Here is a 19,428-nt window from a genome sequence, read left to right as displayed (position 1 = left end):
ATCTGGCGTTTCGGGTTCTAAGCCGAAACGCCACTCACGACCAGCGCACGACCAGGGCCGAAGGCTCCCATCACCGCATCAGACGCGACGAAGGGAGCCTTCACCCCGCCACCGACCCCGCCCACTAGCACGACACGTTTGCCTTACTCCTCAATAACCGTCCTTACCACTCACGAGCCCCTATGCCTTCCCGAACATCTCCTCGTACCTGGACACCATCATGTGCGACCCCTTGATCTCCGAAGTGGTCGCCGCGTCCAGGATCCCGACCTCCTCGGCGTAGGTCGCGCCCCCGGAAGGCCCGAGCGGCAACGAGATCATCGGCCCGCCCGGCGTATGCGCGCGCAGCTCGCCGCCTTCGATCAGTGCCCGGATGTTGGCCACGACGACCTCGGCGTGGTCACCGGCCACCTTCGCCAGCTTCCCCTCCGGCAACGCGGTGATGTCGCCGAGCGCGAACACGCCGGGCTGTCCCGGCAGACGCAGTTCGGGAGTCACCTCCACCTGCCCGTTCGCCTGCCGCGCGGCGGCCAGTTCGCCGTCGAGGTACGCGGTGTGCGGCGCGCCGCCGTAGCACTGGAACCACAGGTCGGCGGTCACCTCGCCGCCGCCGCTGAGCCCCGAGGTGAACGTCTTGGCCTGCCCGGGTTCCGAGACCGGCGGCTCGGTGAGCGAGGTGCCGAGCAGGAGTTCGACGCCCAGTCCGTCGAGCTGGCGGCGGATCTCCGCGCGGAAGTCCTCCGGGAAACCGGGCAAGATCTCCTTCGCCGGGTCGACGATCGTCACGGGCTTCTCCGGCCACACCGCCTTGATCTCGCCCGCCAGTTCGAGGCCCACCGGGCCCGCGCCGAGCAGCAGCACCTTCTCCGCGCCCGCGAGTTCCTCCCGGGTGGCACGGATCTTCGCCTTCGCCGAAGCGCTGTCGTGGAAATCGATCTTCGCCGGGAACGGGTACGCCGAACCGGTCGCCAGTACGACGTAGTCCGGCGTGAGCCGTTCACCCGAAGCGAGCGTGACGCCGTCCTGGTCCACGCTCACCGCGCGGTCGCGGAGCACCCGTCCCCGCTCGAGAAGCCGGGCGTACGGGTAGAAGAGCCGATCCGTCCACTCGGGATCGACGAGCCCCCGCAAGGCGGCGACGTGGTGGACGAAGTCTTCGCGCGGCTCGACGAGCACGACGTCGGTGAACGAGTCCAGCTCCTTGGCGACGGTCGTGCCGCCGTATCCCCCGCCGATGACGGCCACGGTCGTGGTCATGAGATCCCCTAGTTCGTAGTGCGTAATGTTGGTACTGCGAACTACAGTAGTTCGCAGTACCAACGATCGTCAAGTAGACTGCGCTCATGACCACGGCCGAAGACCTCGGATTCGCGACGGCGCTCGTGCGGCTCTCGCATCTGGTGCAGCGGGCTTTCATCGACGTCGGCCGGTCCCACGACCTCACGCCGCAGCAGGCCCAGCTGCTCTGCGTGCTGGCGCAGGGGGAGACGGGCGTCGGGATGACCGACCTCGGCAAGATGCTGAACCTGGAGAAGTCCAGCGTCACCGGGCTGGTGGACCGCGTGCAGCGGCGTGCGCTCGTCGAGCGGGTCGCGGATTCCTGCGATCGCCGCGCGTTGAAGATCACGCTGACGGAAGAGGGGCTCCGGCTCGCGAACGCCGCTCACGAAGGCGTCGTCGAAAAGCTGGAGGAGATGGCGGCGGACCTCCCGGCCGAACAGCGCGAGGCGATCGCGGCCGCGGCGTGGCGGATGGCGCCCGAAGACTGATTCAGTGCCAGATCGCGACGGCGAGCAGCAGCCCGGCCGCCGCGGCGCCGATCCCGGCGGCCATCGTGGCGACTGCGTTCACCACGGCGCGTGCTCGCGTCTTCTCGGTGAACAGGCGCAGGGTTTCGTACCCGAACGTCGAAAACGTGGAGAGCCCGCCGCAGAACCCGACGGCCAGCAGTGAGCGGACGCCGTCCGGCTGGCCGCCGTGCAGTGCCCAGCCGGTCAGGACGCCGAGGAGCGACGAGCCCGCGATGTTGACCGCCAGCGTGCCCCACGGGAAGGCGACGCCCCGCCACGCGCGCAGCCGGAGATCGGTCAGGAAACGGACGATCGCGCCGAAACCGCCGCCGAGCGCGACGAAAAGGAGGGTCATTTCTTCACCGCACGGGTGATCTCGTGCCCGGCGTAGACGGCTACCAGCGCCGCGGCCACCGTTCCGAACGCGTAGGCCAACCCGGTGAACGGGCGCCCGGCCGTCACGAGATCGAGCGTGTCCGTCGCGTAGGTCGAAAACGTCGTGTAACCGCCCAGGATCCCGACCCCGAGGAACGGCCGGAGCAACCTGTGCGGCTCGGCCGCGGCGGTCAGCGACGCCATCAGGACGCCGATCAGCAGGCAGCCGGAAACGTTGGTGGCAAAGGTGGAAAACGCGAACTGACCCCGGGGATGGGGGATCGCGACCGACAGTCCGTAGCGGGCAAGGCTGCCCAGCGCGCCACCGGCGCCGACGGCCGCGAGCACGTCCCAGCGCGGGCGGGGGACGGATGCCGGATCAGCCATGGATGGCAGCTTAGAACCGCTGTCCGGGTGAACCGGCGCCACGGTGTCGAAGATCGCTCGCTAGGCCGTTTTTCCCTGCTGGACAGTGAATTTTCTCGAAACGTGTCGTAGGCTGGGCGGCGCTCCAGACCGATTTTCGGTCCGTCCGCTCGTCTGAGAAAAAGGTGGCAGGATGGCACAGGAACAGTCAGGTACGCAGGCTCCCGACAGCGGTTTGCTGCTGGAGGTCGAGATGATCCCGACGGCGGTCGACCGCGGGAAGGCCAATGGCGCGGCCGCCGACAACGACGGCAACGACGGCTGAGTGCCCGAAACGCCGACGCTGGCTGACCTCGTGGCTCCGCTCGGGGTCAGCCAGTTCTTCCAAGAGGTCCAGGGCGAGACCTATCGCCGTTTCGAAGGCCGCGCGGGCCGGTTCGCCGACCTGCTGCCGTGGCCGGCGCTGAACGCGATGCTCCGCCAGCACCGCCTGGAGTTCCCGCGGCTGCGCCTCGCGCTCGACGGCACCCCGGTGCCCATGGAGAGCTACACCGATCTCGTCCCCACCCGCCGCAGTGGCACCGTCCCCCGCCTGCGGGCCGCTCCGTTCACCGAGCACCTCCGCGGCGGCGCGACGATGGTGCTCGACGCCATCCAGGAACTCAGCGATCCGATCGGCGATCTCGCCAGGAGTCTCGAACACGACCTCCGCGAGAGCGTCCAGGTCAACCTGTACGCGGGCTGGGGCGTGACCCATGGTTTCGACGTGCACTGGGACGACCACGACGCCTTCATCATCCAGGTCGCCGGCCGCAAACGCTGGCGGATGCACGGCCCGACCAGGCCCGCTCCGCTGCATCGCGACGTCGAGCAGCCCGAGCGGCCCGGTGAGCCGATCGACGACTTCATCCTCGAAGACGGCGACGTCCTCTACGTCCCGCGCGGGCACTGGCACGACGTCACCGCGGTGGGGGAGATGTCGCTGCACCTCACGCTCGGGTTCAGCCCGGCCACCGGGATCGACCTGGTGTCCTGGCTCGCCGACAAGCTCCGGGCGAGCACCGTGTTCCGCCAGGACCTCCCGAGGTTCGGGACGGACGAGGAGCGGGCGGCCCGTGCCGCGGCGCTGCGGGTGGAACTGGAAGCCACGCTGACCGGCGACGTCGTCGACAGGTTCCTCGCCGAACGTGACTCGGCGGCCCCGGCGCATCCGCGGGTCGGGCTGCCGTGGGCGGCGACCCCCGGCCTGCTGCCGGACGGTGACGAGACCGAGGTCCGGTTCCTCGTCCCGAGGGCGGTACTCGAAGAGGCCGACGGCCGGGTGACCCTGCTCGCGGACGGCAAACGGTTCGTCTTCGCGGGGGCCGCGGCCCCGTTGCTGAAGGCGCTGCTCGACGGAACGCCGCAGGCGGTCAAGCGACTCACCGAGCTGTCCGAACTCGATCGGGGGACGGTGCGGGCGTTCCTCGGCGAGCTCACCACGCAGGGGCTGCTCTCGATCGGCTGAAAGTCACAGGGGACGGGAAGTGTGAAGGGAGGCCGGGCGGGGTAAGCTAAGGCATGCCTAAGGTGAAGTCCGGAGTGGTCAGCCGATGACCGCTCAGCTCTCGGACACCTCAGCGCCGCCCGCCGCGTTGCCGGGCTGCGCCACCGTCGCGCGCATGCTGGGCGCGAGCCCCGCCGGCACCGCGGCGGACATGCGCTGCTGGCTGCTCATCGAGCAGCCGGGTCCTTGGCCTGCGGACGCGCTGGAAAACGTCCTCGACGAGGCCTTCCCCGCCGAGCGCCGTGAGCTGCTCGAAAACCTGAGACGGTCCCACGGCCTCCGCCCGCTGCTGATCCGGCGCCCCGGCAAACATCGTCGCGACCCGGATCGCCCCCGTTCCGTGTACGTCGGCGGAGGCGAGCCGGGCAACCGCTGGCTGGAGCGGCTGGAGATCCGCGACCTCGGCGAGCTGGCCGAGCTGGACCTCGAAGCGGTCGCGGAAGGCATGGGCGGGCTCGGCACGCGAGTGGACGGGCCGCTGTTCCTGGTCTGCACGCACGGCACCAAGGACATGTGCTGCGCGGTGCTCGGCCGCCCACTGGCTTCGACGCTCAACACCAACCATCCCGGCCGGGCCTGGGAGGTCAGCCACGTCGGCGGCGACCGCTGGGCGGGCAATCTCCTGGTGGTCCCCGACGGTTTCCTGCACGGCCAGCTCAACCCGGCCGAAGCGGCGCTGGTCGCCAAGTCCGCCCTGCGTGGTCAGGTCGAGCCGGAGCGGCTTCGTGGCCGGACATCCGCCCGGACGGCGTGGACGCAGTTCGCGGAGATCGCGCTCCGGCGGCAACTGGACCTGTCCGGTCTCGACGACGTGCTCGCCGTCCAGGAGGAGCCGCTGCTCGAATCGGACGCGCGGGTCGTCACCGTGCGCGGTGGCGAGGACTTCTACGCGGTGACGGTGCGCCGCCGGTCGGCGACGCCGCGCGGGGACAGCCGGTGCGCGGGGCTGATCCAGCCCGCCGGGTACGTGACCGAAGAGATCACGAAGCTCTAGCGCGAAATGCCGCGAAGATCACCCGTGTTCGAACATATGTTTGACACTCGTCTAGAACATGTGTTCGACTGGCCGGGTGCGATGGGATCGACAGCGGGCGGACGGCGGCGAGCCGGTCCTGCCCGGATTGGACGGGTTGCTGCGCACGGTGCGCACGCCCGAGTTCGACGGCGTCACCTTCCATGAGGTGCACGCCAAATCCGTGCTGAACAAGGTGCCCGACGGATCGGGTGTCCCGTTCGGATGGACGGTGAATCCGTATCGCGGTTGCTCTCACGCGTGCACGTACTGCCTCGAAGGCGCCACGCCGGTCCTGATGGCCGATGGCCGGACCAAGGCGCTGGCGGAGCTCGCTCCCGGCGATGCGATCTACGGGACGCGCGGGCGCGGCGCGGGTCGCCGCCTGGTGCCGACGAAGGTGCTCGCGCACTGGTCGACGCTGAAGCCGGCGTACCGCCTGACCCTCGACGACGGAACGTCCATCGTGGCCAGTGGCGATCACCGGTTCCTGACCGGGCGCGGGTGGAAACACGTCACCGGCACCCGTTTCGGCGCCGCGCAGCGGCCGCATCTGGTCGGCGGCACCGAACTCGTCGGTGTCGGGAAACTCGCCCGCACCCCGGACGACACCCTCGGCTATCGCGCCGGATACCTGTGCGGGATGCTGCGCTCCGGCGGGTTCTCGACCGAGAAGGACGCCGCGGATCGCGCGCTCGGGTACCTGCCCGATTTCGGCGCGTCGGTCGGCTTCGTGCAGGTTCCACCCTCGCCGGATTCCCATTGGCAGCGCGGATTCCTCGCCGGATTGTTCGATCTCGCCGGTAGTTACCGGCACGGAGCGCTGCGCGTCACGCATGACGAGCAGGACATAGTCTCGACCTTCTGCGCCGCGCTGGGCAACTTCGGCTTCCGTTACGTGAGAACAGAAAACGTCAAGTTCCGTCCGCTGTGGACGGTGCAGCTCCTCGGCGGGCCGTCGGAGGAGGTGCGGTTCTTCCACCTCGCCGATCCCGCCGTCGGCTGGAAACGGTCGCTCGACGGCCTCGCGATCGGCCGGACGAGGCGGAAGGTGACGTCCATCGAACCGCTGGGCATCGAGCTGCCGTTGTTCGACATCACCACCGGCACCGGCGACTTCATCGCCGACGGCATGGTCACGCACAACTGCTTCGCCCGGAACACCCACACGTACCTGGATTTCGACGCCGGGCGGGACTTCGACACGCAGGTGATCGTGAAGGTCAACGCGCCCGAAGTGCTGGCCGCGCAACTGCGGAGGCCGAGCTGGACACGCGAGCACGTCGCGATGGGCACCAACACCGATCCCTACCAGCGCGCCGAAGGCCGGTACAAGCTGATGCCGCGCATCATCACCGCGCTGGCCGATTCGGGCACGCCCTTGTCGATCCTCACCAAGGGGACCGTGCTGGCCAGGGATCTGCCGCTGCTGGAGTCGGTGTCGAAGGACGTGCCCGCCGGGCTGGCGATCTCGCTCGCGCTGCTCGACGAAGACCTGCGGCGCCGCCTCGACCCGGGGACGCCGAGCCCGCGGGCGAGGCTCGACCTGATCAGCAAGGCACGGGACGCGGGCCTGCCGTGTTCGGTGCTGGTCGCGCCGGTGCTGCCGTACCTGACCGATTCGGTGGAGGCGCTCGACGCCTTGTTCTCGCGGCTGGCCGAGGCCGGCGCCACGCGGGTCACCGTCCTCCCGTTGCACCTGCGGCCGGGCGCGCGGGAATGGTTCGCGCGCTGGCTCGGCCGGGAACATCCGGAGCTCGTGCCGAAATACCGCGAGCTGTACTCGCGCGGCGCCTATCTTCCGAAGCCCTATCGGGAGCGGCTGGGTGCCCGCGTCGGCCCGTTGTTGCGCCGTCACGGTTTCGGTTCCCGTGCGGACGACGGGGAACGAATGCAGGTGACGATGCCCGTGCAACGTTCGGAGGAGGCGGTGGTGCCACCTGCCGAGCAGCTCAAACTGTTGTGAAGCGGCCAGTCGGGAGCCGCCACTTTCGCCTCGTGCGGCCGAAAGTGTGTCCCGTCCGCGCAATCGGGAAGAACGCCTTCCCGTTGCTCGATGCGCACTGTGAATTTTCTTACCGCACAACGCATTCGGCCGTTCGGCGCAGTGACTTGGCGGAAAACCCTTTCGTGCTTAATCTCAACGGGAGGAAGGCGAGGAGGTGCCTGTTGACCACCCGTACGGATCGCACCGCCGCTGTCCGCATCGCCTGGGCCGCGACCAAGCTGACCAGGGCGGGCAGACACCCCATCGCCATCGGAAGACTCGCCGCGACCGTCGGCATGGACCCCGCCGAAGCCCACCGGCTGATGGACCTGATGGGTTTCGCCATCCGCGACGGCCTGGTCGTGATGGACCGTGGCTCGCGCCCGGCCGACCGCGCGGGCTCCGACCGGTACCGCGTCGACTTGTTCCTCCTGGCCGTCGCCACCGGTGAACCCGTGCACGCGGACGCGGTCTGCCCGGCGACCGGGGCCCGCGTCCGGGTTCACTTCACCAGGGAAAGGGTCTTGAGCGTCGACCCGCCGCAGGCCGTGGTCGCCGCGTCGCGGTTGTCCGGTATCGACCTCGCCCTCGGCCAGGACTACGTCGAGGCCCTGGTCTGCACGCAGTTCTTCGCGTCGAAGGAGGCGGCCTCGGGCTGGCTGCTGGAGAACATCGACGGCCGGGTCCTGTCCGTGCCGGACTACCTGGCGCACACCCGGCGGATGGTCGCGGCGCTGGAGGCCTGGCCGACGATCTGACGAAACGCCGGGTTTGTACCTGGTCGCGAGGCATCCGGGGCGATTCGTTAGCCTTTGACGTCGGCGAAAAGCCGTCGAATCGCAGAATCGTGATGCCGAAGGAGAGCACCCGCAGTGCTTCGCACCCACAAAGCCGGCACCTTGCGTGCCGAGCACGCCGGTCAGACGGTCACCCTCACCGGATGGGTGGCCCGGCGGCGCGATCACGGCGGCGTCATCTTCATCGATCTGCGCGACGCCAGCGGCGTGAGCCAGGTCGTCTTCCGCGAGGGCGAGATGGCCGAGCGCGCCCACCAGCTGCGCTCCGAGTACTGCGTCCGCATCGTCGGCGAGGTCTCGAAGCGGCCGGAGGGCAACGCCAACACCGAGATCCCCACCGGCGAGATCGAGGTGCTGGCCACCGAGCTCGAAGTGCTGTCCGAGGCCGCGGTGCTGCCGTTCCCGATCGACGACCGGGTCGACGTCGGCGAGGAGGTGCGGCTCAAGCACCGTTACCTCGACCTGCGCCGCAGCGGCCCCGCGGCCGCGATGCGCCTGCGCAGCGAGGTGAACCGCGCGGCCCGCGAGGTGCTGCACGCGCAGGAGTTCGTCGAGGTCGAGACCCCGACCATGACCCGCTCCACCCCTGAGGGCGCCCGCGACTTCGTGGTCCCCGCCCGGCTCAAGCCCGGCTCGTGGTACGCGCTCCCGCAGTCGCCGCAGCTGTTCAAGCAGCTGCTCATGGTCGGCGGTCTCGAGCGGTACTACCAGATCGCGCGCTGCTACCGGGACGAGGACTTCCGCGCCGACCGGCAGCCGGAGTTCACCCAGCTCGACATCGAGATGAGCTTCGTCGAGCAAGACGACGTCATCGCACTCGGCGAGGACATCGTGACGGCGCTGTGGAAGCTGATCGGCGCCGACATCCCCCGGCCGTTCCGGCGCATCACCTACGCCGAGGCGATGGAGAAGTACGGTTCGGACAAGCCGGACCTGCGCTTCGACCTCGAACTCACCGACATGACGGCGTTCTTCGCCGACACCCCGTTCCGCGTGTTCCAGGCACCGTACGTCGGCGCCGTCGTGATGGCGGGCGGGGCCGACCAGCCGCGCCGCACCCTCGACGCCTGGCAGGACTTCGCCAAGCAGCGCGGCCACCGCGGTCTCGCCTACATCCTGGTCAACGAGGACGGCACGCTCGGCGGGCCGGTCGCGAAGAACCTGTCGGAGAAGGAGCGCGAGACGGTCGCCGAAGCCGTCGGCGCCAAGCCTGGCGACTGCGTCTTCTTCGCCGCGGGCAAGCCCGCCGACGCGCGTGCGCTGCTGGGCGCCACCCGGCTGGAGATCGGCAGCCGTCTCGGCCTGATCGACGAGAACGCCTGGTCGTTCGTCTGGGTCGTCGACTTCCCGATGTTCATCTCGGCCGAGGAGTCCGACGACGTCGCGGTCGGCGGCGGCAAGTGGAAGGCCCTGCACCACGCCTTCACCTCGCCGACCCCGGAGTGGATCGGCAAACTCGCCGACGACCCCGGCAACGCGCTGGCCTACGCCTACGACATCGTCTGCAACGGCAACGAGATCGGCGGCGGTTCGATCCGTATCCACCAGCAGGAGCTGCAGAAGCAGGTCTTCGAGCTGATGGGCCTGTCCGAGGAGGAGGCGCAGGAGAAGTTCGGCTTCCTGCTCGACGCCTTCGCCTTCGGCCCGCCGCCGCACGGCGGGATCGCGTTCGGCTGGGACCGGATCGTCATGCTGCTGGCCAAGGCCGAGTCGCTGCGTGACGTGATCGCGTTCCCGAAGACCGGCGGCGGGTTCGACCCGCTGACCGCGGCTCCCGCGCCGATCACCGCGGAGCAGCGCAAGGAGGCGGGCATCGACGCCAAGCCCGCGCCGCCCGTGAAGAACTGATGCTCCACCTCAGGGCCGTGTGCCCGCCGGACCGGACCGAAGAAGCGATCCGGATCCTGCGGGCACACGCCGGGACGGCGCACCTCGTGGTGCATCGCGGAGTGGCGGTCGCGCCCGAGGGCGACCTGATCGAGGCGGACATCGCGCGCGAGGCGACCGACGAGATCGTCGAGTCGCTGTGCGGGCTCGACCTCGACCACACCGGCGGGATCACGCTGGAAGCCCTGGACACCGCGGTCTCCGACGCCGCCGACAAGGCGGAGGAGGCCGCGCCGGGCGAGGCCGCGGACGCGGTGGTGTGGCAGGAACTCGTCGGCCGCACCGGCGAGGAGTCGCGCCTCACCTGGACATTTCAGGCGTTCCTGACCATCGCGTGCTTGTTGGCGGCGGTCGGTGTCATCACGAACTCGGCGGTCACCATCGTCGGCGCGATGGTGGTGGGGCCGGAATTCGGACCGCTGGCGGCGATCGCAGTCGGTCTGGTGCTGCGCCGGAAAGACCTCGTGAAGCAGGGCGGAATCGCGTTGCTAGGCGGCTTTCCGATCGCGATGGTCATCACGCTCGGTGTGGTACTGGTGGGTGGTGCCACCGGCGTGCTCGAAGTGAGCAAGCTCGCCGAGAACCACGAGGTGGATTTCGTCTACAAGGTCGGAGTCGCGTCGCTCATCGTCGCGCTGCTCGCCGGCGCGGCCGGGATGCTTTCCATGACTTCGGCCAAATCCGCCGCGCTCGTCGGCGTGTTCATCTCGGTGACGACGGTGCCCGCGGCGGGTTACGCGGTGGTCGCGGCGGTTGCCGGTCAGTGGGAACGGTGCCTTTATTCGGCCGGTCAGCTGCTGGTCAATCTCATCGGAATCGTTGCAGCTGCGGCCATTGTGCTGACATTGCGCCGTCGTGGGCAACGATCGAGGGTGACGGAACGTCCGCTTTCACGCGGATGAGTCCCAGATCGCGCCAGTGCGCGCGATTGCCCGGATCTCAGTGGTCATGGTTGCTCAGTCACGAGTAGGGTCGGTGGCAATGACAGTCGATACCTCCTCTGCCGACGATTCGACCGTCGGAGCTGGAGCCGAAACCCTCGCCGTCGCGGCCGCACTCGCCGCCGGCGAGTCGGTCCTCTCACGCCGATTCGGCAGCGCGATCACCCTCGTCGCCCCCGAAGACCTCGCCGGCAGTGGCCCGGCCACGGTCGTGCGGGCGCGGGTGGCGTCGTCGCCGTTCGCGCTGCCACGCACGCTGGTCATCAAGCACTACCCCGACCAACCCGAACCGGGACGGCCCGACCCGTTCGCGCAGGAGGCGGTCAGCTACCAGCTGTTCACCGCGCTCGCGCCGGAGGACCGCATGTGCCCGGAGCTGCTGGCCCACGACGGCCGGGACCGCGTCCTGGTGATCGAGGACCTCGGCGGCGTCCCGACGCTGCACGACAAGCTCCACGCGCGTGACGCGCGCGGCGCCGAACGCGCGCTGCTGTCCTGGGCCCGGTCGCTGGGCAGGCTGCACGCGAGCACGGCGAGCCGCGAACCCGATTTCAACGCGCTGCTGCGCCGTCTCGGCGGCCCGGTCAAGAACGAGGACGCGCCGCTGCCCGCGGTCTGCGCGCAACTGCCCGGCCTCCTGGAGGAACTGCTCGACGTCGAGACGCCGGAGCCGGTGCAACAGCGGGTCATGGAGGTCGCCGAGCGAGCGGGTTCGCCGTCGTACCGGGCGTTCAGCCCCGTGGATCTCAGCCCGGACAACAACCTCGTGACCAGCGGAGGAGTGCGGTTCCTCGACTTCGAACGCGGCCGGGTGCGCAGCACTTTGATGGACGCGGCGTACCTGCGGCTCCCGTTCGCGTCGAGTGAGGACGCGCTGGCGCTGCCGCCGGGGATGAGCGAGGCGATGATCGCGGCCTGGCGGGCCGAGGTCGTCTCGGTCTGGCCCGCGCTCGCGGACGAAGACGCGCTGGCCGAGCACCTGATGGACGGTCAGCTGCTGCTGCTGTGGGTCATCACCTGGGAGATCCTGCCGGAGCTGGACCTGGACCGGCACGCCACGCCGATCAGCCGGGAGGCTGCGCTGGTGACCTGGTGGCGGGAACTGGCCAAACATTCGCTGCGTGCTCGCCTGACCCACATCTCCGAGCACGCCACCCGGGTCGCCGCGGCGCTCGGCGCGCGGCTGGGGCCGCACGCGGATCTCGCGTTCTATCCGGCGTTCCGCTAGCCACCGCACGGACTTTTCGCTCGACCGTCCTCGCCGCGTTACCCAGGCATCACCACGGGTGAGTCTGCGTGGCCGATGGTGGCTACCGTGACCGTGATCAGTGTCGAAGTCACTCCGAGTCCCGAACCTCTCCTTCCTCCCGCGCCCGCCGTTCCGAGGTCCGCGCGCAGACTGGTCGTTCTCGGCGATTCCACGGCCGTGGGCCTTGGCGACCCGCTGCCGGACCGAGGCGGCTGGCGCGGGGTCGGCCCGCTCGTCGCCGAGGCGCTGGGTGTCGAGCCGGACGGCTACCTGAACCCGTCGTTCACCGGTGCCCGCATGGGCTGTGTGCTGACGAAGCAGCTTCCCGCGGCCGTGGCGCACCGGCCGGACGTCGCGCTGGTGGTGGCGGGGATGAACGACACGCTGCGCCCCGATTTCAGCGCCGAGAAGATCGCCGCGGACCTCACCGAGGTGATCCGTGCGCTGGCCGCCGTCGGCACGACCGTGGTCCCGGTGCGCTACCACGACCACGGCAAGGTGTTCCGCCTCCCGCAGTCGCTGCGGCGGGCGTTGAGCCAGCGGGTGGCCGAGCTGAACGCCGCCATCGACGGGGTCGTCGAACGCGAGAGCGTGCCGTGTCTCGACCTCGAACTGCTGCCGGGCGCCTACGACCTCACCGCGTGGAGCGTCGACCGGCTGCACCCGTCGGAACTCGGGCACCGGATGCTGGCGACCGGGTTCACCGAACGGCTCGCCGAGGCCGGGTTCGCGGTGCCGCGGCCGGTCAGCCTGACCTGCTCGGGAGGCGTGGAGCCGAGTACCGCCGGGCACGTCGGCTGGCTGGTGCTGAAGGGCGTCCCGTGGGTGTGGCGGCGCGGCCGGGAGTTCGTGCCGTACGCGGCCGTGATCATGTGGCATTCGTTCCGGGAGCGGCTGCGCTGACCGGTGGCCGGAACCGTCGGTGGGTACGGCTACCGTCGACATCGTGGCACAGGACGAACTCTTCACCGTGAACCCCGATCTCGGGCCGCCGCCGGAGCCGGCCGAGCCGAGGGAGACCAAGGGGGGTGGGTCCCTCGGAGAGGGGGGCGGGAAAAACACCGCCGTCCCGGCGGGCTCACCGCTGGCGGTGCGGATGAGGCCGCGTTCGCTCGACGAGGTCGTCGGCCAGCAGCACCTGCTGCGGGAGGGGGCGCCGCTGCGGCGGCTCGTCGAAGGCGCGGCTCCCGCTTCCGTGCTGCTCTACGGTCCGCCGGGGACGGGCAAGACCACGTTGGCGAACCTCGTCTCGGCCGCGACCGGCCGCCGGTTCGTGGCGATGTCGGCGTTGTCGGCGGGGGTGAAGGAGGTGCGCGGGGTCATTCAGGAGGCACAGCGGAGGCTTCGATATAACGCCGAGAACACGGTGCTGTTCATCGACGAGGTCCACCGGTTCTCCAAGACCCAGCAGGACGCCCTGCTCGGCGCCGTCGAGGACCGGACGGTGCTGCTGGTGGCTGCCACGACGGAGAACCCGTCGTTCTCCGTCGTCTCGCCGCTGCTTTCGCGGTCGCTGGTGCTGCAGTTGCGGCCGCTGACCGACGCCGACATCGTCGCGCTGATCGAGCGTGCCTTGGCCGACGAACGCGGCCTCGGCGGCGAACTCACCCTGACCGAAGACGCGCGGGAACATCTGGTGCGGCTGGCCTCCGGCGACGCGCGGCGCGCGCTCACCGCGCTGGAGGCGGCCGCGGACGCGGCGAGCGCGACCGAGGCCAAGACGATCGACCTCGCCATCGTCGAGTCCACAGTGGACAAGGCGGCGGTGCGCTACGACCGCGACGGCGATCAGCACTACGACGTCATCAGCGCGTTCATCAAATCGATCCGAGGGTCCGATGTGGACGCCGCGCTGCATTACCTTGCGCGGATGATCGAGGCGGGGGAGGACCCGCGGTTCCTGGCCCGGCGGCTGGTGGTGCACGCGAGCGAGGACATCGGCATGGCCGATCCGACGGCGTTGCAGTCGGCCGTCGCGGCGGCGCACGCCGTGCAGTTCATCGGTATGCCGGAAGGCCGTCTCGCGCTCGCGCAGGCGACCGTGCACCTGGCGACGGCACCGAAGTCGAACGCCGTCATCACCGGCATCGACGCCGCGCTCAGCGACGTCCGGTCCGGGCGGATCGGGACGGTGCCGCCGCATCTGCGGGACGGGCACTACGCGGGAGCGGAGAAACTCGGCAACGCGAAGGGATACCGGTATCCGCACAACGTGCAGGAAGGTGTTCTGGCGCAACAGTACCCGCCGGACGAGCTGGTGGGGCGGGACTACTACGAGCCGACGCAGCGAGGGGTGGAGCGGACGTTGTACGAGCGGGTGCCGAAGCTGCGGCGCACGATCCGGGGTGAGCGTTAGTCCGCATTCGAGCGATGCCGGCTTCCAGCCGGGACGCGAGCGCCGGTCCTTCGGTCGTGATCGGTCCGGTCACGCGGGTTCCGCCAGGTGGTTCCCAGGTTCGATCCATGACGGCGCTGCCGAGTAGTGAAGGCCCCCTTCCTTGCGCTAGACGCAAGGAAGGGGCACGATCATGATCAGCACCGGCGTCCGCGCGTCCTTCATCGAGNCCCGTCGCCGGTGTGGCTGGCGGGCTCCTCGGGGTCAGTGGTGGTGGAGGGTGTTGCGGCGGGGTTGTCGGAGCGCATCTCGGTATTGGGGCGGGATGAACTCCGGTAATCCGTCGGCGGCCGTGCGGACTTCCCAGTCGCCGTGGTGGATCAGGCGGTGGTGGAAGCCGCAGAGCAGCACGAGGTTTCGGAAGTCTGTGGGTCCGCCGTCTGCCCAATGTGATGAGCGTGGCAATTCTTGGGCTTGCGATGGCAGCCGGGGAAGGCCTCAAACTGCTGTACCGCGAGGCCGGCGTCCTGATCCTCGACGAACCCACCGCCGTGCTGACCCCGCAGCTACACCGGCACGTGGAAGGGTGTCCCCGGTCGTCGCACGGCGTCGGCGGCCTGGCGCGTTGTGCCAGCTCGGTGAGCTGGCCGAGGCGGGCGTCCGCACGTTCCTGCGGCGATGACGGCGTCACCCAGCAGCTGATCCACCCGGAGTACCCGGCGTTCGCCACCCCGGAGGCGCACCGGGGCATGGTGTGGACGCGGGCCGCGTTCAGCCCGCTGGTGTTCACCCTCCCGATGACCGAGTACCTCGCCGCGCGGGTGATCGCCATTGAGATGGAACTCTCCACGTTGCCGGTGTTCGCGGCATTGCGCGGCCTGCGGGCCGGTGGTGTGCTCGTGATCGACGGCGACGCGCGGCCCGAGCACCCCGACCCGTCGGACTACGACCCGCATCGCGACGTCGTGGCCGCCGGGGTGGCGAGGGCGACTCGCGTGGCGCTGGACGCTCTCATCGACGTGGAAGGGGCGGAATGACCGAAGTGTGGCGAAAAGCGGCGCTCGAGCTTGCGGGCACCCTGGCGGCGGACGCGGCCGAGCGGGACCTCGCCGGAGATCTCCCGGTACGGGAAGTCGGCCTCCTGCGCGAGTCCGGGCTGTTACCCCTGCTCGACACCGCCGGCTGGGCGGCCGCGAACGAGGCCACCCGGATCGTCTCCGCCGCGGACGCGTCGGTCGGCCATCTGCTCGGTTACCACTACCTGCAGCTTTGGCGCACCGGCCTGTTCGGGCCGCGCGCGGCGAGCGAACCGGGCTGGTTCTGGGCGGGCGTGAGCAACCCGCTCGACGCCGCCCTGCTCCTGACCCCGGCCGGCGGCGGCTTCACCGTCGAGGGCACCAAGACCTTCGCCACCGGCGCGGCCGTCGCCGACCGCCTGGTGGTCAGCGCGACGAGGACCGACAACGGCGAGAAGCTGACCTTCGTCGTCGACGCGCGGGCAGACGGGATCACCTTCCCCGGTGACTGGGACAACATCGGCCAGCGGCTCACCGCGAGCGGCGCGGTGCGGTTCGAGGACGTCCACGTCGCCAAGGACGACGTCCTCGGCGCCCAGCCGGAAGACCAGTCGGATCCGAGGGTGCCCCGCATCTCCCTGGCGGCGATCGGCTTCCAGCTGATGCTCGCGCAGGTGTACGTCGGCCTCGCGGCAGGCGCGCTCGACGCCGCGGCGGTGTACACGCGGGAGACCGCGCGGCCCTGGACACTGTCCGATGTGGACAAAGCGGCCCAGGACCCGTACATCCTGGCCGGATACGGCGAACTGGTCGCGACGGCACGGGCGGCCGGATTCGCCGTCGACGCCGCGGTCGCCGCCCTCGGCGAGGCCGACGAGCGCGGCTTCGAGCTGACCCCCGCCGAGCGCGCCGAAGCGGCGATCACGATCTCGTCGGCGAAGATCGTCGCGAGCCGGGCCGCGGTCGAAACCACGAGCAAGGTCTTCGAGTTCACCGGCGCGCGGGCCACCGCGACGAAGTACGGCTTCGACCGCTTCTGGCGCAACGCCCGCACGCTGACCTTGCACGACCCCGTGACGTACAAGGCGCGCGAGGTCGGCGATCACTTCCTCAACGGGATCCCGCCGTGCCTTTCGGGGTACAGCTGATGACGCTGCCGATCCTCGCCGAAAGCGTCCGCCTCGACGACGAAGGCGTGCACATCCTCGACCGCCGGATCTTCCCGTTCGAGCGGGAATGGGTCCTCTGCCGGACTTCGGAAGAGGTCGCGGTGGCCATCGAAGAGATGGTCACGCAGTCCTCCGGGCCGTATTTCGCCGCGTTGGGCGCGATGGTGCTCGCCGCTCGCGAGGCGTCCGGGCTCGCGGACCCGCGGGCGTACCTGGAGCGGGCGGGGAAGCGGATCATCGCGACCCGCAAGACCAACAACCACCTGCGCAAGGCCGTCGCCGTCGTACTGTCCGAAGTGGACAAATCGGCGGGTGGCCTCATCGTGGCCGCGTCGAGGGGAGCGCGAGCAGGTGACGAATTGTATCGGTCGCGCAGCCGTGCGCTCGGCGAGCACGCGGCGGCGCTGGTGCCGGGCGGGGCGACCGTGCTGACGCATTGCTGGGCGGACCTCTACCTGGTCGAATTCGTGCTCGCCGCGCGACGGCAGGGCAAGGAGTTCTCCTTCCTGTGCACGGAAACCCGTCCGTACCTGCAGGGTGCGCGGCTGACCGCCGAGACACTCGCCGAGATGGGCGCCGACACCCGGCTGATCACCGACGGGATGGGCGCCGCGGTGCTGTCCTCCGGAGAGGTCGGCGCGCTGGTGACCGCGGCCGACCGGGTCACCATGGACGGTCATGTGGTCAACAAGATCGGCACGCTGGGGCTCGCGGTGGCGGCGGAGGCGTTCGGCGTGCCGTTCTACGCGATGGTCCAGGCGCCCGACCAGGCGGCGCCGACCGGTGCCGACGTGCCGATCGAATACCGCGACGGCGACGAGGTGCTGCGCGCGCTCGGCCACCGCGTCGCGAGCGAACGCGTCCGTGGGCACTATCCGGCCTTCGACGTGACACCACCGCGGTTCGTGACCGCGGTGGTGACCGACCGCGGGACCTTCGAGCCCGGACGGCTCCGCGAGTACTACGCAGAAGGGGAAGCGAACCAGTGACCGCAACGCTGACCGCCCGATGGGTGGTCCTCGACATCGAGGGCACGCTGACCGCCACCGGCTACGTGCACGTGACCCTCTACGACTACGCGCGCCCGCGGCTGGGCCCGTGGATCGACGACCACCCGGACGATCCCGAGGTCGCCGGCGCCGTGGCCCGGATCAAGGAACTCGGCGGGCTCCCGGCGGACGCGTCCACAGTGGACGTCGTGCGGGTGCTGCACGGCTGGATGGACGCGGATCAGAAGATCGCGCCGCTGAAGACGTTGCAGGGGCTCATCTGGCAGCGCGGGTACGCCGAGGGCGACCTCACGACGGAGTTCTTCGGCGACGTCGCCCCGGCGCTGCGGTCGTGGCACGAGTCCGGCCTGCGGCTCGCGGTGTTCTCCTCCGGCTCGGTCGCCGGGCAGATCGCGTCGTTCTCGCGGACCACCGACGGCGACGTCACCGGCTTGTTCGAGAAGCATTTCGACACAGTCAACGCCGGGCCGAAACGTGAGGCGCCGTCGTACCGCGCGATCGCCTCGGCGCTGGATGCCGAGCCGGGGGACATCGTGTTCTTCTCCGACGTCCCGGCCGAGCTCGACGGGGCCGCCGCCGACGGCTGGCAGACCGTCGGCCTCGCCCGCGACGGTGAGCCGTTCGGGGATGCGAATTTCGGGACACACCGGACCATCCGGACATTCGACGAGGTGAAGGTCGTCCCTCGATGAGTCTCCTGGAACTCGCCGGGCGCGCGCTGGCCGAAGAGTCCGCCCGGTTCGCCGGAATGGGCTGGATGCGGGGCACGTCCGGCAACCTCTCGGTGGTGCTCGGCCGTGATCCGCTGAGGGTCGCCGTCACCGTCAGCGGCCGGGACAAAGGCGAGCTGACCAGCGACGACGTCGTGGTGGTCGGCGAAGACGGGCTGGCCGTCGCCGACCAGCCGCATCCGGACAAGGTGCCGTCGGCCGAGGCGGGACTGCACGCTCGGATCGCGGCGGTGTCGGGCGCGGGCGCGGTGATCCACGTGCACGCCCTCGCGCCGGTGGTCGCCGCCGAGCACTGGCCGGACGGCGTCGAACTGCGTGACCTGGAGATGCTCAAGGGTTTCGGCCGCGCCGCCCACGACGACCTGGTGACCATCCCGGTGATCGCCAACGGTCAGGACATGCGCGTCCTCGGTGACGCGTTCGAGGCGGGGTTCCTGGCGGACACGCCGGCGGTGATCGTCGCGCGGCACGGCATCTACGTGTGGGGAGATGACCTGCGCCACGCGCGTCATCGCCTGGAATGTTTGGAGTGGTTGCTCCGGTTCCGGGTAGAGACAAGACTTGTCGGTGGAGAAAGGGGAGTGCGATGACCCTGCTGACCGTGTGGCCGGACGACCGGCCCGGCGAGATCGCGCTCAGGACCGAGGACCCGGCCGTGATCACCGGGGAACTCGGGCGGCTCGGTGTCCGCTTCGAACGGTGGGACCTCGTCCCGGATCTGCCGCGCGAAGTGACGCCCGAACAGGTGCTGGCCGCCTACGAGGAGCCGATCGGCAAGGTCTCGGCGGCCGAGGGCTACACGTTCGTGGACGCCGTCCGCATGACCCCGTCGGACGGGCCCGGCTGGGCGGCCGAGGCCGCCGAAGCCCGGCAGAAGTTCCTCGCCGAGCACACCCACGACGATGACGAGGACCGCTTCTTCGCGCGCGGGTCCGGCGTGTTCTACCTGCACGTCGGGGGCAAGGTGTACGCGGTGCTGTGCGAGGCGGGGGACCTGCTGAGCGTGCCCGCGAACACCACGCACTGGTTCGACATGGGGACGCGGCCCGACTACGTGTCCATCCGGTTCTTCCACGACGACGGCGGGTGGGTCGGCAAGTTCACCGGCGCCACGCTGGCGGGGGACTTCCCGGGGTTCGACGAGTTGACCGCCGGGCGTTACTGAGCGCTTGGGGCTCGTGAGTGGTGAGGACGGTTAGAACCAGATCGGAAGAGCG

Annotated in this window: 20 protein-coding genes and 1 pseudogene; 17 read left to right on the top strand and 4 right to left on the bottom strand. The window is 69.9% G+C overall.

What is annotated here, in order from left to right; translation table 11 throughout:
- Positions 1 to 180 precede the first annotated feature (180 nt).
- Entirely contained in the window at positions 181 to 1,257 is a 1,077-nt protein-coding gene (locus LCL61_RS31975) for an NAD(P)/FAD-dependent oxidoreductase (RefSeq protein WP_340683191.1), read from the bottom strand.
- An 86-nt stretch (positions 1,258 to 1,343) separates the two neighbouring features.
- Between LCL61_RS31975 and LCL61_RS31970 the strand changes: the two genes are divergently transcribed.
- The gene (locus LCL61_RS31970; RefSeq protein WP_016333033.1) at positions 1,344 to 1,769 is read left to right on the top strand and encodes a MarR family winged helix-turn-helix transcriptional regulator; all 426 of its coding nucleotides are present in this window, start codon (positions 1,344 to 1,346) and stop codon (positions 1,767 to 1,769) included.
- Between the two features lies 1 nt (position 1,770).
- Here the strand turns inward: LCL61_RS31970 and crcB (LCL61_RS31965) are convergent, their stop codons facing one another.
- Both crcB (LCL61_RS31965) and crcB (LCL61_RS31960) read right to left on the bottom strand, forming a co-directional pair.
- Positions 1,771 to 2,145 carry a fluoride efflux transporter CrcB gene (gene crcB, locus LCL61_RS31965; protein ID WP_340683190.1) on the bottom strand — a complete coding sequence of 125 codons (375 nt, stop codon included), beginning with the start codon at positions 2,143 to 2,145 and terminating at the stop codon, positions 1,771 to 1,773.
- Positions 2,142 to 2,552, bottom strand: coding sequence for a fluoride efflux transporter CrcB (gene crcB / locus LCL61_RS31960; protein WP_340683189.1), 411 nt, complete (start codon positions 2,550 to 2,552; stop codon positions 2,142 to 2,144). The genes crcB (LCL61_RS31965) and crcB (LCL61_RS31960) overlap by 4 nt, the downstream gene beginning before the upstream one ends.
- A 172-nt stretch (positions 2,553 to 2,724) precedes the next feature.
- Here crcB (LCL61_RS31960) and LCL61_RS31955 point away from each other — a divergent pair, with 172 nt between their 5' ends.
- From LCL61_RS31955 to LCL61_RS31910, 10 genes are all read left to right on the top strand, one after another.
- On the top strand, positions 2,725 to 2,856 hold the full coding sequence (locus LCL61_RS31955) for a hypothetical protein (protein ID WP_255431246.1): 132 nt from the start codon (positions 2,725 to 2,727) through the stop codon (positions 2,854 to 2,856).
- Positions 2,857 to 4,038, top strand: coding sequence for a cupin domain-containing protein (locus LCL61_RS31950; protein ID WP_340683188.1), 1,182 nt, complete (start codon positions 2,857 to 2,859; stop codon positions 4,036 to 4,038). It begins immediately after the preceding gene.
- 85 nt (positions 4,039 to 4,123) lie between these two features.
- Positions 4,124 to 5,071, top strand: coding sequence for a sucrase ferredoxin (locus tag LCL61_RS31945; protein ID WP_340683187.1), 948 nt, complete (start codon positions 4,124 to 4,126; stop codon positions 5,069 to 5,071).
- A 76-nt stretch (positions 5,072 to 5,147) separates the two neighbouring features.
- Entirely contained in the window at positions 5,148 to 7,055 is a 1,908-nt protein-coding gene (locus tag LCL61_RS31940) for an intein-containing Rv2578c family radical SAM protein (protein ID WP_340683186.1), read from the top strand.
- A 203-nt stretch (positions 7,056 to 7,258) separates the two neighbouring features.
- Complete coding sequence (gene merB, locus LCL61_RS31935) at positions 7,259 to 7,834, top strand: organomercurial lyase (protein ID WP_340683185.1); 576 nt, start codon at positions 7,259 to 7,261, stop codon at positions 7,832 to 7,834.
- A gap of 114 nt (positions 7,835 to 7,948) precedes the next feature.
- On the top strand, positions 7,949 to 9,721 hold the full coding sequence (gene aspS, locus LCL61_RS31930) for an aspartate--tRNA ligase (protein ID WP_340683184.1): 1,773 nt from the start codon (positions 7,949 to 7,951) through the stop codon (positions 9,719 to 9,721).
- Complete coding sequence (locus LCL61_RS31925) at positions 9,721 to 10,662, top strand: DUF389 domain-containing protein (protein ID WP_340683183.1); 942 nt, start codon at positions 9,721 to 9,723, stop codon at positions 10,660 to 10,662. Before aspS ends, LCL61_RS31925 begins: the two co-directional genes overlap by 1 nt.
- A gap of 79 nt (positions 10,663 to 10,741) precedes the next feature.
- Positions 10,742 to 11,929 carry a phosphotransferase gene (locus LCL61_RS31920; protein ID WP_340683182.1) on the top strand — a complete coding sequence of 396 codons (1,188 nt, stop codon included), beginning with the start codon at positions 10,742 to 10,744 and terminating at the stop codon, positions 11,927 to 11,929.
- Positions 11,930 to 12,004: 75 nt separating this feature from the next.
- A complete protein-coding gene (locus tag LCL61_RS31915) occupies positions 12,005 to 12,853 on the top strand; it encodes an SGNH/GDSL hydrolase family protein (RefSeq protein WP_340683181.1) in 849 nt (282 codons plus the stop codon).
- A 43-nt stretch (positions 12,854 to 12,896) separates the two neighbouring features.
- Positions 12,897 to 14,306 carry a replication-associated recombination protein A gene (locus LCL61_RS31910; protein WP_340683180.1) on the top strand — a complete coding sequence of 470 codons (1,410 nt, stop codon included), beginning with the start codon at positions 12,897 to 12,899 and terminating at the stop codon, positions 14,304 to 14,306.
- A gap of 243 nt (positions 14,307 to 14,549) precedes the next feature.
- On the opposite strand, the pseudogene LCL61_RS31905 reads toward LCL61_RS31910, so the two are convergent.
- Positions 14,550 to 14,782 (bottom strand): annotated as a pseudogene (locus tag LCL61_RS31905) (HNH endonuclease signature motif containing protein); the annotation flags it as partial.
- On the opposite strand from LCL61_RS31905, the gene LCL61_RS31900 reads away from it, so the two are divergent.
- Genes LCL61_RS31900 through LCL61_RS31875 form a run of 6 tightly spaced genes read left to right on the top strand, consistent with a single transcriptional unit; the run spans position 14,738 to position 19,376 of the window.
- Positions 14,738 to 15,322, top strand: a complete 585-nt coding sequence (locus tag LCL61_RS31900; protein WP_340683179.1) for a hypothetical protein — start codon at positions 14,738 to 14,740, stop codon at positions 15,320 to 15,322. The pseudogene LCL61_RS31905 and the gene LCL61_RS31900 sit on opposite strands and share 45 nt — an antisense overlap.
- On the top strand, positions 15,319 to 16,449 hold the full coding sequence (locus LCL61_RS31895) for an acyl-CoA dehydrogenase family protein (protein WP_340683178.1): 1,131 nt from the start codon (positions 15,319 to 15,321) through the stop codon (positions 16,447 to 16,449). Before LCL61_RS31900 ends, LCL61_RS31895 begins: the two co-directional genes overlap by 4 nt.
- A complete protein-coding gene (locus tag LCL61_RS31890) occupies positions 16,449 to 17,459 on the top strand; it encodes a methylthioribose-1-phosphate isomerase (protein ID WP_340683177.1) in 1,011 nt (336 codons plus the stop codon). Before LCL61_RS31895 ends, LCL61_RS31890 begins: the two co-directional genes overlap by 1 nt.
- The gene (gene mtnC / locus LCL61_RS31885; RefSeq protein WP_340683176.1) at positions 17,456 to 18,172 is read left to right on the top strand and encodes an acireductone synthase; all 717 of its coding nucleotides are present in this window, start codon (positions 17,456 to 17,458) and stop codon (positions 18,170 to 18,172) included. The genes LCL61_RS31890 and mtnC overlap by 4 nt, the downstream gene beginning before the upstream one ends.
- On the top strand, positions 18,169 to 18,801 hold the full coding sequence (gene mtnB, locus LCL61_RS31880; RefSeq protein ID WP_340683175.1) for a methylthioribulose 1-phosphate dehydratase: 633 nt from the start codon (positions 18,169 to 18,171) through the stop codon (positions 18,799 to 18,801). The genes mtnC and mtnB overlap by 4 nt, the downstream gene beginning before the upstream one ends.
- A complete protein-coding gene (locus LCL61_RS31875; protein ID WP_340683174.1) occupies positions 18,798 to 19,376 on the top strand; it encodes a cupin in 579 nt (192 codons plus the stop codon). The genes mtnB and LCL61_RS31875 overlap by 4 nt, the downstream gene beginning before the upstream one ends.
- Positions 19,377 to 19,428 lie beyond the last annotated feature (52 nt).

Origin of the sequence: Amycolatopsis coloradensis, from assembly GCF_037997115.1 — a bacterium.
GTDB lineage: Bacteria > Actinomycetota > Actinomycetes > Mycobacteriales > Pseudonocardiaceae > Amycolatopsis > Amycolatopsis coloradensis_A.
This window is presented reverse-complemented; position numbering and strand designations above follow the sequence as displayed.

Excerpts from the sequence above, each read along its gene's own strand:
- LCL61_RS31975 (WP_340683191.1), bottom strand. The coding sequence starts at position 1,257 with ATGACCACGACCGTGGCCGTCATCGGCGGGGGATACGGCGGCACGACC.
- LCL61_RS31900 (WP_340683179.1), top strand. The coding sequence starts at position 14,738 with ATGAGCGTGGCAATTCTTGGGCTTGCGATGGCAGCCGGGGAAGGCCTC.
- crcB (WP_340683190.1), bottom strand. The coding sequence starts at position 2,145 with ATGACCCTCCTTTTCGTCGCGCTCGGCGGCGGTTTCGGCGCGATCGTC.
- LCL61_RS31970 (WP_016333033.1), top strand. The coding sequence starts at position 1,344 with ATGACCACGGCCGAAGACCTCGGATTCGCGACGGCGCTCGTGCGGCTC.
- LCL61_RS31925 (WP_340683183.1), top strand. The coding sequence starts at position 9,721 with ATGCTCCACCTCAGGGCCGTGTGCCCGCCGGACCGGACCGAAGAAGCG.
- LCL61_RS31915 (WP_340683181.1), top strand. The coding sequence starts at position 12,005 with ATGGTGGCTACCGTGACCGTGATCAGTGTCGAAGTCACTCCGAGTCCC.
- LCL61_RS31875 (WP_340683174.1), top strand. The coding sequence starts at position 18,798 with ATGACCCTGCTGACCGTGTGGCCGGACGACCGGCCCGGCGAGATCGCG.
- LCL61_RS31890 (WP_340683177.1), top strand. The coding sequence starts at position 16,449 with ATGACGCTGCCGATCCTCGCCGAAAGCGTCCGCCTCGACGACGAAGGC.
- LCL61_RS31895 (WP_340683178.1), top strand. The coding sequence starts at position 15,319 with ATGACCGAAGTGTGGCGAAAAGCGGCGCTCGAGCTTGCGGGCACCCTG.
- mtnB (WP_340683175.1), top strand. The coding sequence starts at position 18,169 with ATGAGTCTCCTGGAACTCGCCGGGCGCGCGCTGGCCGAAGAGTCCGCC.
- LCL61_RS31955 (WP_255431246.1), top strand. The coding sequence starts at position 2,725 with ATGGCACAGGAACAGTCAGGTACGCAGGCTCCCGACAGCGGTTTGCTG.
- LCL61_RS31920 (WP_340683182.1), top strand. The coding sequence starts at position 10,742 with ATGACAGTCGATACCTCCTCTGCCGACGATTCGACCGTCGGAGCTGGA.
- LCL61_RS31945 (WP_340683187.1), top strand. The coding sequence starts at position 4,124 with ATGACCGCTCAGCTCTCGGACACCTCAGCGCCGCCCGCCGCGTTGCCG.
- crcB (WP_340683189.1), bottom strand. The coding sequence starts at position 2,552 with ATGGCTGATCCGGCATCCGTCCCCCGCCCGCGCTGGGACGTGCTCGCG.